Source organism: Litoribacter populi (assembly GCF_007483685.1).
Classification (GTDB): domain Bacteria; phylum Bacteroidota; class Bacteroidia; order Cytophagales; family Cyclobacteriaceae; genus Litoribacter; species Litoribacter populi.
This window is the reverse complement of record NZ_VMKN01000001.1, coordinates 3,545,571-3,559,661: the sequence shown is the minus strand read 5'-3', so window position 1 is coordinate 3,559,661 and position 14,091 is coordinate 3,545,571. Positions and strand designations below refer to the sequence as shown.

The 14,091-nt window shown below is 43.2% G+C and carries 14 protein-coding genes; 9 read left to right on the top strand and 5 right to left on the bottom strand.

Annotated features, from left to right (window positions below; all coding sequences use genetic code 11):
* Window positions 1–133: 133 nt before the first annotated feature.
* Both FPL27_RS15445 and FPL27_RS15440 read right to left on the bottom strand, forming a co-directional pair.
* Window positions 134–1,585 (bottom strand): SLC13 family permease, encoded by a 1,452-nt coding sequence (locus tag FPL27_RS15445; protein WP_143961992.1) that lies wholly within the window; start codon window positions 1,583–1,585, stop codon window positions 134–136.
* A gap of 10 nt (window positions 1,586–1,595) precedes the next feature.
* On the bottom strand, window positions 1,596–2,840 hold the full coding sequence (locus tag FPL27_RS15440; RefSeq protein ID WP_143961990.1) for an ABC transporter permease: 1,245 nt from the start codon (window positions 2,838–2,840) through the stop codon (window positions 1,596–1,598).
* Between the two features lie 128 nt (window positions 2,841–2,968).
* Between FPL27_RS15440 and queA the strand changes: the two genes are divergently transcribed.
* The 5 genes from queA (at window position 2,969) to FPL27_RS15415 (ending at window position 7,493) form a co-directional block, all read left to right on the top strand.
* Window positions 2,969–4,018: a tRNA preQ1(34) S-adenosylmethionine ribosyltransferase-isomerase QueA gene (queA, locus tag FPL27_RS15435; protein WP_143961987.1), complete on the top strand. Its 1,050-nt coding sequence runs from the start codon at window positions 2,969–2,971 to the stop codon at window positions 4,016–4,018.
* 151 nt (window positions 4,019–4,169) lie between these two features.
* Window positions 4,170–4,859 (top strand): 2-C-methyl-D-erythritol 4-phosphate cytidylyltransferase, encoded by a 690-nt coding sequence (locus FPL27_RS15430; RefSeq protein ID WP_143961985.1) that lies wholly within the window; start codon window positions 4,170–4,172, stop codon window positions 4,857–4,859.
* A 99-nt stretch (window positions 4,860–4,958) separates the two neighbouring features.
* Complete coding sequence (locus FPL27_RS15425) at window positions 4,959–5,729, top strand: LiaF transmembrane domain-containing protein (RefSeq protein WP_143961983.1); 771 nt, start codon at window positions 4,959–4,961, stop codon at window positions 5,727–5,729.
* Between the two features lies 1 nt (window position 5,730).
* On the top strand, window positions 5,731–6,762 hold the full coding sequence (locus FPL27_RS15420; protein WP_143961980.1) for a sensor histidine kinase: 1,032 nt from the start codon (window positions 5,731–5,733) through the stop codon (window positions 6,760–6,762).
* The gene (locus FPL27_RS15415; RefSeq protein ID WP_143961978.1) at window positions 6,759–7,493 is read left to right on the top strand and encodes a LytR/AlgR family response regulator transcription factor; all 735 of its coding nucleotides are present in this window, start codon (window positions 6,759–6,761) and stop codon (window positions 7,491–7,493) included. The genes FPL27_RS15420 and FPL27_RS15415 overlap by 4 nt, the downstream gene beginning before the upstream one ends.
* Before the next feature lie 34 nt (window positions 7,494–7,527).
* Here the strand turns inward: FPL27_RS15415 and FPL27_RS15410 are convergent, their stop codons facing one another.
* Complete coding sequence (locus tag FPL27_RS15410; RefSeq protein ID WP_010855875.1) at window positions 7,528–7,749, bottom strand: DUF2795 domain-containing protein; 222 nt, start codon at window positions 7,747–7,749, stop codon at window positions 7,528–7,530.
* An 87-nt stretch (window positions 7,750–7,836) separates the two neighbouring features.
* On the bottom strand, window positions 7,837–9,075 hold the full coding sequence (locus FPL27_RS15405) for a DUF349 domain-containing protein (RefSeq protein WP_143961975.1): 1,239 nt from the start codon (window positions 9,073–9,075) through the stop codon (window positions 7,837–7,839).
* Window positions 9,076–9,220: 145 nt separating this feature from the next.
* Between FPL27_RS15405 and ettA the strand changes: the two genes are divergently transcribed.
* Both ettA and FPL27_RS15395 read left to right on the top strand, forming a co-directional pair.
* On the top strand, window positions 9,221–10,900 hold the full coding sequence (ettA, locus tag FPL27_RS15400; RefSeq protein WP_143961974.1) for an energy-dependent translational throttle protein EttA: 1,680 nt from the start codon (window positions 9,221–9,223) through the stop codon (window positions 10,898–10,900).
* 475 nt (window positions 10,901–11,375) lie between these two features.
* Window positions 11,376–11,822 carry a hypothetical protein gene (locus tag FPL27_RS15395; RefSeq protein WP_143961972.1) on the top strand — a complete coding sequence of 149 codons (447 nt, stop codon included), beginning with the start codon at window positions 11,376–11,378 and terminating at the stop codon, window positions 11,820–11,822.
* A 7-nt stretch (window positions 11,823–11,829) separates the two neighbouring features.
* Here FPL27_RS15395 and FPL27_RS15390 read toward each other — a convergent pair whose 3' ends face one another.
* Window positions 11,830–12,774, bottom strand: coding sequence for a zinc dependent phospholipase C family protein (locus tag FPL27_RS15390; RefSeq protein ID WP_143961970.1), 945 nt, complete (start codon window positions 12,772–12,774; stop codon window positions 11,830–11,832).
* A 239-nt stretch (window positions 12,775–13,013) separates the two neighbouring features.
* On the opposite strand from FPL27_RS15390, the gene rpsT reads away from it, so the two are divergent.
* Both rpsT and radC read left to right on the top strand, forming a co-directional pair.
* The gene (gene rpsT, locus FPL27_RS15385; RefSeq protein ID WP_143961968.1) at window positions 13,014–13,268 is read left to right on the top strand and encodes a 30S ribosomal protein S20; all 255 of its coding nucleotides are present in this window, start codon (window positions 13,014–13,016) and stop codon (window positions 13,266–13,268) included.
* Between the two features lie 119 nt (window positions 13,269–13,387).
* Complete coding sequence (gene radC / locus FPL27_RS15380; protein WP_143962195.1) at window positions 13,388–14,083, top strand: RadC family protein; 696 nt, start codon at window positions 13,388–13,390, stop codon at window positions 14,081–14,083.
* Window positions 14,084–14,091 lie beyond the last annotated feature (8 nt).

Sequence of the window (14,091 nt, the reverse complement as noted above, 5' to 3'; positions counted from 1 at the left end):
CGGATGACCGAGGTATGACATAATGACCAAGATGTGATTCGTAAAGCGCCCTTACTTTGACCGAAGCGCAGCGGAGGGGAGAAGTCTCAAATGTGCCATCATACAACACCCGATCCGTCATCCAGCATCCGATCTACAAATAAACCCAATTTACCAAGGTATAGGTAAGTAGGCAAATAATTAATACGGAGATCAGGTTGAGGATGATACCGGCTTGGATCATGTCTTTCATTTTGATAAAGCCACTTGAAAACACTATGGCATTTGGGGGAGTGGCGATGGGTAGCATGAAGGCAAAACTGGCCGAAAGAGTTACAGGAATCACCAATAAATGAGCGGGGATATTCAATCCGGAGGATATCCCAATTACTATTGGGATAAATAAGGTCGTTAGAGCTACATTACTCATCAATTCGGTCATAAATAGTGACATGAATGTCAGCCCGGCAATAAGCACCCAAAGGTGGAGCTGATCAAAGTTGCTTACTAAAATACCCACCTGCTCTACTATCCCTGATGCTTCCATGGCTTTTGCCAAGGATAATCCGCCTCCAAAAAGCAAAAGTATACCCCAGGGGAGTTTGTCCATCTGTTTCCAGGTGATCAGCTTTTGAGCGCCTTCTTTGTCAGCCGGTACCATAAACATGAGCATTCCACCTATTAAGGCGATGTTGGTGTCATTGAGAAAAGTGATGCCGAGTTGCTGGTTGATCAGACCTCGGAAAATCCAGGCGGCGGCAGTGAGGACCACGATCAAACTCACCCGCTTTTCGGCTTTTCTCATGGGGCCCAATTCCATCAGCTGTTTGTTGATCATTTCTCCCGATCCGGTAAGGTTTTTCATTCTGTTGGGAAATAGCAGATAATTCATTAAGAAAAACATCAGGGCTAGCATAGTCACTCCTAGGGGTATGCCAATGAGCAACCATTGGTTGAAGCCCATTTCTATTTGGAGAAATTGGCGCATCATGCCTACCATCACGACATTGGGAGGGGTGCCGATGATGGTCATCACTCCACCAATATTCGCCGCATAGGCAATTCCCAACAAGAGGCTCAGACAAAAGTTTTTGAAGCCTTTTTCCTCCATGAGAAAGGGATTTTGGGTCTTCATCAGTTGGATGATGGAAAGAGCTACCGGCAGCATCATTACAGCAGTGGCGGTATTGCTGATCCACATACTCAATATGAATGTGGCAAGGTAAAAGCCTAAGATTATGCCATTAGGTTTAGTGCCTGTAAGGTTTATAAGCTTCAGAGCAATTCGCTTGTGGAGCTGGTTGTGCTCCATGGCCAAAGCAATGATAAAGCCGCCCATAAAAAGAAAAATAACAGGGTCGGAATAAGGTGCTGCAGCACTGGAAATGTTAAAGATCCCTATGGCAGGAAAAAGAATGATGGGCAATAAAGAAGTCGCGGGAATAGGTACAGCCTCGGTAACCCACCAGCTTACCATCCATGCTGCTACTCCCAGCACCCGAAGCATGTTAGGCTCCTGAACCTGGAGACTGATCATATAGAAAAGTAGAAATAGTGCCGGCCCCAAAAGGAGCAGGACTGTTCTGGAAATTCTTGACCGGGACATTCAAATAATTTTAAGCCGAACGTATTGCCTCTACTGGGTCAAGCTGAGCTGCTAAGGTTGCAGGCACAATCCCCGAGACTATGCCAATGGCCGATGATAAGCCTACGCCGAGCATGATGTTTTTGAATGACATGGTGACCTCTAAAGTCCCCAGCGGTACAAATGTGAGCAGGAAGACGATAAAAATCCCCGCCATCCCGCCAAAAAGGCTCAAGAAGGTGGCCTCAAACAAAAACTGAAGCAGTATAAAGTAATTTTTAGCCCCGAGGGATTTTTGAATTCCAATGATATTGGTCCTTTCTTTCACGGAGACAAACATGATGTTAGCAATGCCAAAGCCACCGACCAGAATCGAAAAGCCTCCAATGACCCAACCGGCTATACCTATCACATCGAATATTGACCCAATGGCATTTTGTATGAATTCAGACTTGTTGAGGGCGAAATTGTCTTCTTGAGTGGGTTTAAGACCTCTTTTGCTCCTCATCAGTCCGCTCATTTCGTTTTCCAGGGCAATCAAACCGATATCCTCGTCTCGTCCTTTAGCGGCAATAGTGGGTTCTATTCCAAACTGTCCCACGTTATACATCTTGGTAAAGGCACCAAACGGGACCAAGATGGCCTCGTCTTTGGAGGGCATGTCAAACAAGCCTTCTCCTTCCTCTTTGAACAATCCTACAATGATAAACTTGTTGCCTTTGACCTTAATCTCTTTGCCTAAGGCTTCCTGTCCGGGGTAAAGAGCCCTGGCAATTTTTACCCCGACCAATGCCACGTTTCGGGCTGAATTGATCTCCAATTCGGTAAAAAAGCGGCCATTGTCAACGGGTACCTCATAAACATCTTTATAGTCGAAAACGATGCCTTCCAAGTTGGCCCCCTGGTAGGAGTTGCTACCAGCTTTGATAGTGGCGCTGGCAGAAGCGGAGATCGTGACCCCGTCAGCGTTTTTGATACGTTGCTTCAAAAACTGATATTCCTGAAAATTTGCTGTGGGACGTTGGAAGTATTTCCACCATGGGTATTCGCCGCCTCCGCCGAATGGAAACCGGTCCACTCGGATTACATTAGTACCAAGGAACGAAAAGCTCGATTTGATGTTTTTCTCCAAGGAGTCAACGAGTGTGAAAACTGCAATGATGGCAAAAATGCCAATGGTTACCCCTAAGAGGGACAAAACCGTACGGGTAAGATTGGATTTCAGGGCTTGAATCGCAAACCTGAAACTCTCCCATATAAGTTTGATTATTATCACCTTAAATTACTTTACTTGAAAAACTATTTGCCAAGATAGGTAGAAATGGGCATAAATCTTATTATATTTGCAGTTTTTACGGCAATTGTGCTTTAAAGAAAATACACGCAAACATTTCAATCCAATATATGAAATTATCAGATTTCAAATTCGACGTTCCCCGAAAACTTATAGCCTTATATCCAACCGAAAACCGTGACGAATGCAGATTGATGGTGGTCCACAGAAAGACCGGCGAGATCGAGCATAAGTTTTTCAAGGATATAATTGATTATTTTGAAGAGGGAGACGTATTTGTAACTAATAATACGAAAGTTTTTCCTGCCCGACTATATGGCAACAAGGAAAAAACCGGTGCGAAGATCGAGGTTTTCCTTTTGAGAGAGCTTAACCAGGAACTGAGGTTGTGGGATGTGTTGGTGGATCCTGCTAGAAAAATCAGAGTAGGCAACAAGCTATATTTTGGTGACAGTGATCTTGTTGCTGAGGTAATCGACAACACCACTTCCAGAGGTAGAACTATCCGTTTCCTTTTCGACGGTACCGATGAAGAGTTCTATAAGGCCATCGACGAATTGGGTGAAACCCCAATCCTGAAAGACCACATCGAACGTGCGGTTGAACCTGAGGACAGAGAGCGTTATCAGACTATCTATGCCCAGCACGTGGGTGCGGTAGCAGCCCCGACTGCTGGGATGCACTTTACTCACCATTTGTTAAAGAAATTGGAGATCAAAGGTGTGGAGGTTAGTCCTATCACCCTTCATATCGGTTTGGGTACTTTCAGGTCAGTGGACGTGGAAGACCTTACGAAGCATAAAATGGATTCAGAGAATTATGATATTCCTGAAGAGACCGTTGATTTGGTTAACCGTGCTTTGGACAGCAAAAAAAGAGTAGTATCGGTGGGAACCACATCATTAAAAACCGTCGAGTCCTCCGTGACAGCTAATGGCAGACTTAAGAAGAGTGCAGGTTGGACTGATAAGTTTATTATCCCGCCTTACGAATTTAAGATTGCTAATGCTTTGGTGACCAACTTTCACTTGCCTGAGTCTACTTTGCTAATGACTACAGCCGCGTTTGGAGGCTATGATTTGATTATGAAAGCATATCAGGAAGCTATTAAGGAGAAGTATAAATTCTTTTCCTATGGTGATGCGATGTTGATATTGTGATGATGTTGGGTGTCGGATGACAGATGTTGGATGACGGATGTCCGATGTCGGTTGTCGGATGACTGATGTTATAATATAATAGGAAAGAGCTCTTTTGGGCTCTTTTCTTTTTTTAGAAGTATCCGTAATTTAATATCCCTATTTTTGGAGCATGAAAAGATTTGCCGTAATTGTGGCAGGAGGAAGCGGCACCCGCATGGGGGCGCCTATTGCCAAACAATACCTTTCCATCGGTGAAAAGCCTGTGCTTATGCATACTTTGATGAGGTTTTATGAAACTGACACAAGCATTTCCATCATTTTGGTGTTACCTCCCAGGGATCATGATTTTTGGAAAAAGCTGTGTGAGGAGAAAGGATTTTTAATTGAACACAAACTAGTATCTGGAGGTGAAAGCAGGTTTCAGTCTGTGAAAAACGGGTTGGATGTCATCAGTGAAGCTGAGGGCTTGGTTGCTATTCATGATGGTGTTCGTCCTATTGTAACTCAAGAAATAATCGAAAATAGCTATCAGCAAGCCAGGAAATCAGGTAGTGGTATAGTAGTAGTCCCCCTTAAAGATTCCATTCGTAAAATTGAGCCCGACGGTGTATCCAAATTCGAAAACCGCGATCTGTATAGACTTGTGCAAACTCCACAGACTTTTCAGCTGGGTAAAATAAAGGAAGCCTTTAAAGTTGAGGAATCTACTGCCTTCACCGATGATGCCACCGTGTATGAATACCAAGGCTGGCCTGTGAGCTTGGTGGAGGGTGACCCGTCCAATATTAAGATTACCACTCCCGAGGATCTGGATTTTGCCGAATACATTTTAACCAAGAGGAAACTTTTTACCGAATAAATAGTGTCATTTACCGATTATGCCGAGGGCTTAGTGGAGTGATTGTAGGGGGAGAAAAATTCCTTGTGTAGTTTTGATCATAATCTTATTCTAAAAGCTATGAAAAGGACAAATAGAAGTAACAGCAACCTTACCCTAGGGATGCTTTTTTTGATAATAGGGTTGATTCTGCTCTTGAGAACCATGGGTTTTCTATTCCCATCCTGGGTGCTTACCTGGCCAATGATCTTGATAGCCATAGGTGTTATCAATTTGGTAAGGCATGAATTCCAAAGCGGGTTTGGTTTTGTAATGGTTTTAATTGGTGGGTTCTTTTTACTCAAAAGAGAAATTGGAATTCCTGTGGAGGTGGAGCCATACATCTTACCTGCCGTCTTTATCCTCATCGGGTTTTTCTTTATCCTCAATCAGAGTCGGAGGGGAGCTCTTCCCTTTTATGATTTTGAAAGTTTTGGACAAACCAAAAGAGCAGGCGTTGAGGATGCAACATATGCAAAGCCCCATCCCGATAATGTGAGTGGGCGGACCATGGAAGATTACATTAATGCTCAGGCCTTGTTTTCATCAGTAGAAAAGAGGTCCTTTACTAAGGGTTTTCTTGGTGGAAAAATCTCCGCAATCTTTGGCGGGGTGGATGTTGACTTTTCCAACGCAGACTTAGAAGGGGAGGCAATAATCAATATAGAAATAGCCTTCGGGGGTGTTAAGCTAATTATACCTCCCCATTGGGATGTAGACATTAATGTGAGCAATATTGCTGCTGGCATAGAGGATAAGAGGTCTTTTCCCCATACAAAACCTGATCCAACAAAAGTGTTAAGAATTAATGGCTCCATGATTTTTGGAGGCTTGGAACTTAGGTCTTTTTAATATGTTGAGGTTGTTGCCCAAAGACTGGAGTGGGTGGCTTACCTTCTCCGGTTTTTTGGTTTTAGTTTGGTTCGGGCTGGTTTATCTGTTACAGCACTATGGGTTGGCCTGGAGGTTTGCTATTTATGATGTTGCGCTCCATTTAGGGCTTTTGGCCTTATCTGCTGTGGTATTGGAGAATATTTTCAGATTTTATCGTCCTCAGCAGGGCAATCAGTGGTTGGTGATTTTGATCCCGGTTATTTTAAGTGGAGCTGGGTTAATGTTGGGGAGCTGGTTTCTGAAGTGGATATTTCAACATCAGGAAGCCAGAATATTTTGGAATCATATCCTTCCTGTGAGAGGGATCATCTTTCTGCTGGTCTTGATTTTTGTGAGTAGGATGTTGTTACTTGGGTCAAGATTGATGGAGGAACAGGCACTCAGGCAACACGAGGTATGGCTGGACAAAACCGCAAAGGAAGCAGAACTTTATCATTTGCGCCAACAGCTACAGCCCCATTTTCTATTCAACAGTCTTAATTCCATAAACGCCATGTTAATGTCTCAGCCTGAAAAGGCTAGGGAAATGATTCTCCAACTTTCAGATTTTTTGAGAAACACTGTCAAAAAAGATCATAAACAGTGGGGAACGGTGGAGGATGAAATAATTTACTTGAGACAATATCTTGACATAGAAAAGGTAAGATTTGGACATAGATTAGAGGTACAGGTAAAAGTGGAGGAGGATGCAAAGGTGGGGCGCTTGCCACAATTGTTGCTTCAGCCTCTGATAGAAAATGCCGTCAAGCATGGGCTTTATGGGCTTGTGGATGATGTGACTATTGAAGTAAAGGTAAAAATGGAAGGACAATACCTTACCTTTCAGGTCAGCAACCTATTCGATGGATCTCAAAAGAATTCCAAAGGGACGGGTTTTGGGTTGGATGGAGTGAAAAGAAGACTGTTCTTGATTTTTGGAAGGCACGACCTTTTGCGTACTGATATTGTGGAAGATAACTTTATAGTGACATTGAAAATACCACAACCATGAAAGTGATTTTAGTTGATGATGAGCCATTGGCCATTTCCCTTATGCAGGAATACTTGGAAAGGTATTCAGAGATAGAGGTGATCAAAACCTGTCAGAATGGTTTTGAGGGTTTGAAAGCTATTCAGGAACTAAAGCCTGACTTGGTTTTTCTCGACATACAGATGCCCAAGATTACCGGGTTGGAGATGCTGGAGCTATTGGAAAATCCTCCAGCCATAATTTTCACTACTGCATTTGATGAATATGCGGTGAAGGCATTTGAGGTAAATGCGGTGGATTATCTTTTGAAGCCTTTTTCTCAAGAAAGATTAGCTGCTTCTATTGAAAAGGCTAAAGCCAAAATGGAGAATGGAAACTCAAATAAAGAACTGAAGGATTTGGTTGACCAGAGTTTTAAGGAGAAGGTATCGAGGGTGGTGGTCAAAACAGGTAATCATATCAAGGTGATTCAAGTAGGGGAGGTGCATTATGTGGAAGCTTCCGACGATTATATCTGCATTCATACGGCGGAGGGGCAGTTTTTAAAAACCCAAACCCTAAAGTCTTTGGAAAAGAGGCTGGATGAAAACCAGTTTGTAAGAACACACCGTTCCTTTTTAGTCAATGTGCAGGAAGTGACTAAGTTAGAGCATTATGAAAAGGAAGGGTATTTGGTCGTCTTGAAGAGCGGGGCCAAAATCCCAGTCAGCAAAAGCGGTTATCCTCGCTTAAGGGCTGTCTTGGGAGGATAAAAAAAACTGTCCCGGAGAAACCAGGACAGTTCAGTTAATATTCGTCTTCGTTGAAGAAGAAGTCATCTTTAGTAGGATAATCAGGCCAGATTTCCTCAATATTTTCATAAGGCTCACCGTCGTCTTCAAGTTCTTGAAGGTTTTCTACAACTTCAAGAGGAGCTCCAGAGCGGATCGCGAAGTCAATCAATTCATCTTTGGTAGCCGGCCATGGAGCATCTTCCAAGTAAGACGCTAATTCTAATGTCCAATACATAGTCTTAATAATTTTATGTTGTCCGCCTTAACGGATTGCAAAAATATAAATTCTTTTAAGATTTTAAACTTTAACGGATAAATAGTTTTAAAGGTCTCGCAGAATATAGTTTTTAACGTCCACCTTGCGTTTGTAGGAGGCTATTTTGCGTTGAAGCATAGCGTCAAAACGGTCTTCCGAAGTGCGGAAATTTTCCGAATTGCCTTTTATTGTGTCAAGTTCACGTTGGTCCCTATTTATCAGGTCCTTCAAGAGATGGCTTTTGAGTTGGTTCTGCTCAGCCTGGTCTTTACTTTCAAAATTCTCATGCTTAGACCGGATGAGTCTTTCCAAGAAAGCCTTTTCAAAAACCACATCTGCAAAAAAGACGAAGCTATTAGCAGATTGTTGCGCATCTCTGGGTTTTTTTATTGGAAGTTTTTTCCAATCTAACTGAAGCTTTTTAGCAGCCTCCAAGTTTTCCTTGCTGGTCGGCGCTTTGGCGAGTTTCTTCATTTCGGTAGCCATACTATCCACTTTCTGGATCACCTCTCTTGGGGGGATATACGACTCGGCTTGTGCGACCCTTTTGTATTTGCTGAAAATGCGATTGTTGATCTTGGAAAACTCATCCCAAAGGGGCTGTCTTTTTTCCGCTGGGACTTTTCCCGCCGCTTTCCATTCTTTTTGGATACGCTTACTTATTTCAAAAGCCTGCTTAACATCACGGAGTTCAAACGCTTCCCGGGCCTGGTTTAGCAACGCCTCATAGTCTTTTATGTTTTCCTCTGCCTGTAGAGCCAACCCATCAAAGTAGTCTTTTCTGTTGGCAAAGAAATGCTCAACTGCTTCATTGAATTCTGCTTCGATTTCCTCCTCAAGCTCTTTTGCAACGGGTCCGGTTTTGATCCAACGTAACTTAAGGTTTTTAAACGCTTCAGTCGTTTCCTTCCAATCCGTATTGTTTTTCAAAGCTTCAGCCTCAAGAATCAGTCCTTTCTTGATTTCAAGGTTTCGGGCCCGGTTGGATTGGATGATTTCTTCCAGATATGTTTCCAGGTGATTAAGTTCTTCAATCAGGGGCACAAAATCGCCCAATGCGTCATATTGCATGAGGGAATCCCTCAGGTGTATGAGTTTCATCAGGAAGGAACCTTTGTTTTGGTTCTCTTCAATGTCCTTCTTAAGATTGGCGACCTTTTCTTTGACCAATTCAAAGCGGTCCTCAAAATATTTAATTGTGGAAGCTTCGTCTTCTTTCACCTCGCCGATGACCCTGTCTTCCTGATTTAAAAAGCCCTTAAGATAGACTTTGTCGTCTTTTATGTATCCGTATGGATGCTCCATTGTGATCTAATAGGTTGGTGGTTAGTCTTTATTCCAAAAGTGGATTTCTTGCAAATTAATTAATTCAAAAGCATTTATCCTAAGAAAGCGCTATTTTTGCCATCTTTGTTAGAATTAATTGGAACATAAGATAAAAATAAATTCTATGAGTTCAGAAAAAATCATTTTTTCAATGGCCGGGGTGTCAAAGATATACCCCCCTCAAAAGAAAGTGTTAAAAGATATATATCTATCCTTTTTCTATGGAGCCAAGATCGGGGTGCTCGGTCTCAACGGGTCTGGGAAAAGCTCCTTGCTGCGTATTATTGCGGGTACGGATAAGGAGTTTCAGGGTGAGGTGGTATGGTCGCAAGGCTATTCCGTAGGCATGTTGGAGCAGGAGCCGCAGTTGGATCCCGACAAAACGGTGAAAGAAGTGGTTGAAGAGGCAGTTGCAGAGACGGTAAACCTGCTCAAGGAATTTGAGGAGATCAATGAGAAATTCATGGATCCAGCCTTAATGGAAGATCCCGATGCCATGGATAAACTGATCCAAAAGCAGGGTGAGGTGCAGGAAAAGCTGGATGCTGCCAATGCTTGGGAACTGGATGTGATGTTGGACAAAGCCATGGATGCTTTGAGGCTTCCTCCAAGCGATGCAAATGTGAAAAACCTTTCTGGTGGTGAGAAAAGAAGGGTAGCCCTTTGTAGGTTACTGCTTCAAGAACCAGATGTTCTTTTACTTGATGAGCCTACCAACCACTTGGATGCGGAGTCTGTGCATTGGTTGGAACAACACCTGAAAAATTATAAAGGTACCGTAATCGCGGTTACTCACGATAGATACTTCCTAGACAATGTTGCCGGATGGATTTTGGAACTTGACAGGGGAGAAGGTATTCCTTGGAAGGGTAACTACTCCAGCTGGTTGGATCAAAAGCAGCAGAGATTGAAGCAGGAGGAGAAAACGGAATCCAAGCGCCAAAAAACTCTCGAAAGGGAATTAGAATGGATCCGCATGTCACCCAAAGCCAAGCAATCCAAAGGGAAAGCTCGTCTGAATGCCTACGACAAATTGGTGGGCGAGGAAGCCAAGGAAAGAGAAGCGAAGTTGGAGCTTTACATCCCACCGGGGCCACGTTTGGGTGCCAAGGTGATTGAGGTGAACAATGTTTCCAAAGCTTATGGTGACAAATTGCTATTTGACGACTTATCCTTCAACCTGCCTCAGGGTGGTATAGTTGGTATCATCGGTCCAAATGGTGCAGGTAAATCTACATTATTTAAGTTGATTACCGGTCAGGAAAAGCCAGATGCTGGACATTTTGAAGTGGGTGAAACAGTGAAACTGGCCTATGTGGATCAGGAGCATGACAGCTTGGACGCTGACAAATCTGTTTACCAGCTTATCTCTGAAGGAAGTGAGTTTGTCAAATTGGGCAACAAGGAGATGAATGCCAGAGCCTATGTAAGCAAGTTCAACTTCAACGGTGCTGACCAAGAGAAAAAGGTTGGGGTGCTGTCCGGAGGGGAGCGCAACAGGGTGCATTTGGCTATGACCTTGAAAGAGGGCGGTAACCTTCTCCTGTTGGATGAACCTACCAATGATCTTGACGTGAACACTTTGAGGTCACTTGAAGAGGCACTTGAAAACTTTGGTGGCTGTGCGGTAATCATATCTCACGACAGATGGTTCCTGGATAGAATCTGTACGCATATCCTTGCATTTGAAGGGGATTCGCAGGTGTACTGGTTTGAGGGGAACTTCTCTGATTATGAGGAGAACAAGAAAAAACGTCTTGGGGATGTGACGCCGAAGAGGATCAGGTATAAGAATTTGAAGTAGGAGAAGACGGGTGACCGGGTACGGAAGACCGAAAATAAATGAATGAAGTACACCACCCTCAATTCTTAGAGTTGGGGGTGGTTTGGTTTTTAAGTGATTGCATAAGTTATGGGTGAAAAGTTGATGCAGATTGCGATGTACAGCGTGTCCATTGTGTTTTGGTTATATTTGATAAATAGGTTTTGGTGGGGTATTGAGGTGCCGAGATTTGTTTTGCCAGTCTTGATTATACTGGCTGCTGGGTTGTTCGTTGGGCGAATGATAATGGTAAAGAGGAAGATGTGAATTCATTCTGTGAAAACTGAAGAAAAGCACAGCTTTTGTCATGTTTTGCTGTGTATTAAATAAATATGAGTGCGAAACTAACTTTTTGGCCTTTTAAATGTAGGTGTTATTACGTAAACTTTAGAGTTGATGAGAAAGGGGTTTCGGACTTTTTTCTCCACTATGCTTTTTTACCCTAATGTTATTTTTTATGAAAACCCAACTAGTTTTAATTGCCCTTGTGTCAATTGTTTTTGGTTCATGTTCTTTGGGTGAATCCAAATGTGATGAGGTGTTTGTCAGCACAGTTCCTTTGGATTACCTTAGGCGAAGTTGCACACTGACTGAGGTGGATCAAGAATCAGATGAGGTCTTGGTGGTGATTCGCAATCAAGCCGATCTCAACCGACATATTGATTGTAGTAGTCTCACCATGAATATTAATTTTGAGGAAAGCTTTCTAATCGCTGGCAGAGTGAGGTCATACAATTGTGGATACCTCACTGAGCAGAGTACCATATTGGATTGTGGTAAGTTGGTGCACAGGGTTCAAATACAATCTGAAGACTGTCCGGCTGTCACGGATGTTCCTTTTCTGGTGGTAATTCCAAGGACCCTCCTGGAATATGAGGTGGTCTTGGAGGCTGAGTTTCTATAGGTGTCCGTCAGTTTTCATGTTCTCTGGTTTGGATGGCTCTTTCGGTTGGGATAACTTCCTCCGCTGGAGTGGAGTGCTGAATCAATGAGTCCAGGTCTGGTTGGCCTGCATCTACCCAAGCGGTGTACCAAAAATCAGCTATCATCTTAATAGACCTTTTCATGTGCCTTTCGACTTGGCCATCAAGCATGTCATGGTAGGCTTTTGTAAATTCTTTGGAATAAACCCGTGTGGAAATGCCACCTCTTTCCTCATAGCTATACTTTTTATGGGTGGGAAATTTCTGCGTGAGTTCCTTTTCAAATCTAAGTACGCTGTCCAGTGCCTCATGAGCATAGATTACAGCTTGCCAGGCGGTTAATTGAGGTTGGGGTAGGTATTCGGCCTTTCCGATGAGTAGGTCATAGTCATCGGAAAGCAGTTCCGGAATCCTACTTTCCCAAAAGGCGTGAATGCCTACTTGGTCGGTAAGCTGACCGTTGTAGTTTTTGGTGGTGTGTAGGGGCACGTTGATGTCGGCAAGGTAATGGCCCAGGTCGGCAGCTATCCGGAGTATGGCAGGCTTGTTTTTGGCTTTAAATGCCTCTGTCAACTGCAGTTTTACCCGATAGGCATTCCAGGGGCCGATTCCATACTTGCGTAAGGAATCCTCGGTGTAAGTTTCGACGGCCTGATTCCAGTGTCTGGGAAGTTTGTAAACGGCGCTATCTCCAAAGGCATCGGCATCTATGAAATGCTTTTCGGCCTCGCCAATGACTGCATAGCGACGCCTGTCGGGATTCACTGCGTTTTCGGTGATATATTGGATATTTGCTTTGAAGAAGCCGACCATTTCGGGCGGTAAGGAGAATACCGCCAGTCGGTTGATTCGCTTATGAGCAAAAAATCCCCAAGCCCCTGAGTGGCTGTGGCTGAGTAGGACAAAAATCAACAGGCAGATGGCTTTTTTCATAAAAAAGAGAAGGTTAAAAAGTAATTGCTGATAAAAATACCTAGAATTAAGCGGATTTGAAAGGTTTTATTCCGTACATTTGCAACCGTTACAACGGGTAAATATTTATATCACCATGATTTTGAAGCGATACAAGGTATTAGTTTTTGAAATCCTTTTGCATTTAAAAATTAATCAGTTAAATTTGCACTCCGATTACACAAAGGGACTGTAAACAAGAAATTAAGTAATTATAAGATATGGCAAATCACAAATCCGCTCTTAAAAGAATTCGTGCCAACGAAGCTAAGCGATTGAGAAACAGATACCAGGCCAAGACGACAAGAACGTTTATCAAAAGGCTAAAAAGCACTACTGATAAGGCTGAGGCGCAAGAACTTTTCAAAAAAGTTTCTGGTATGATTGACAAATTGGCTAAGAAGAACATTATTCACAGCAATAATGCTTCTAACAAGAAGTCGAAATTGGCTAAGTTTGTAAATAGCATTGACTAAGATATTGAAAGCATTTTGCTTTTAAAGAAAGCTCCATGAAAATGGGGCTTTTTTTTGTGCCCAATAATTTCTATTTTCATGGACTTTTAAATACTGTAGGAAATATTTTTTACCCCTCCATGGAAAACTTTTCTTCTATCAAAATCTCCGCGCTAGCTGAAGATGACAGGCCGCGCGAAAAACTGTTGCTCAAAGGTAAGGCTGTACTATCGGATGCTGAATTGATAGCCATTCTCATCGGGTCAGGGACCCGGTACATGAGTGCTGTGGACCTTTCAAGGTGTATACTGGCTAGTGTGGATAATGACCTTGCGCGGTTGGCGCGCATGAGTGTGAAGGATCTACAGAAATTTAAGGGAATCGGTGAGGCCAAAGCCATCAGCATTGTAAGTGCTTTAGAGCTAGGTCGCCGCAGAAAGCAAGTGGAGCAGGTTAAAAAGCCCAAGATCAATTCCTCCGCTGATGTGTATGAGATGATGAAGCCTGACCTTCAAGATGAACCGGTGGAGCATTTTTACATTCTACTTCTCAACCGGGCAAACTTGGTGACCAGCAAACATAAAATAAGCCATGGCGGTACGAGTGCCACCATTGCAGATCCAAAGGTGATTTTCAAGCTTGCCTTGGAGCATATGGCTTGCTCTATCATTCTTGTGCACAATCACCCCTCAGGGAACACCAAGCCCTCCCAGACAGACCTTCATCTGACCAAGAAGCTCGCCGCGGTAGGCAAAAATTTAGAATTAAACATATTGGATCACGTTATATTCACCGATGTTGGCTATTTTAGCTTTGCAGATGAAGCAATGCTCTAATATAGTCT

Excerpts from the sequence above, each read along its gene's own strand:
- FPL27_RS15445 (WP_143961992.1), bottom strand. The coding sequence starts at position 1,585 with ATGTCCCGGTCAAGAATTTCCAGAACAGTCCTGCTCCTTTTGGGGCCG.
- queA (WP_143961987.1), top strand. The coding sequence starts at position 2,969 with ATGAAATTATCAGATTTCAAATTCGACGTTCCCCGAAAACTTATAGCC.
- FPL27_RS15430 (WP_143961985.1), top strand. The coding sequence starts at position 4,170 with ATGAAAAGATTTGCCGTAATTGTGGCAGGAGGAAGCGGCACCCGCATG.
- FPL27_RS15425 (WP_143961983.1), top strand. The coding sequence starts at position 4,959 with ATGAAAAGGACAAATAGAAGTAACAGCAACCTTACCCTAGGGATGCTT.
- FPL27_RS15420 (WP_143961980.1), top strand. The coding sequence starts at position 5,731 with ATGTTGAGGTTGTTGCCCAAAGACTGGAGTGGGTGGCTTACCTTCTCC.
- FPL27_RS15415 (WP_143961978.1), top strand. The coding sequence starts at position 6,759 with ATGAAAGTGATTTTAGTTGATGATGAGCCATTGGCCATTTCCCTTATG.
- FPL27_RS15410 (WP_010855875.1), bottom strand. The coding sequence starts at position 7,749 with ATGTATTGGACATTAGAATTAGCGTCTTACTTGGAAGATGCTCCATGG.
- FPL27_RS15405 (WP_143961975.1), bottom strand. The coding sequence starts at position 9,075 with ATGGAGCATCCATACGGATACATAAAAGACGACAAAGTCTATCTTAAG.
- ettA (WP_143961974.1), top strand. The coding sequence starts at position 9,221 with ATGAGTTCAGAAAAAATCATTTTTTCAATGGCCGGGGTGTCAAAGATA.
- FPL27_RS15395 (WP_143961972.1), top strand. The coding sequence starts at position 11,376 with ATGAAAACCCAACTAGTTTTAATTGCCCTTGTGTCAATTGTTTTTGGT.
- FPL27_RS15390 (WP_143961970.1), bottom strand. The coding sequence starts at position 12,774 with ATGAAAAAAGCCATCTGCCTGTTGATTTTTGTCCTACTCAGCCACAGC.
- rpsT (WP_143961968.1), top strand. The coding sequence starts at position 13,014 with ATGGCAAATCACAAATCCGCTCTTAAAAGAATTCGTGCCAACGAAGCT.
- radC (WP_143962195.1), top strand. The coding sequence starts at position 13,388 with ATGGAAAACTTTTCTTCTATCAAAATCTCCGCGCTAGCTGAAGATGAC.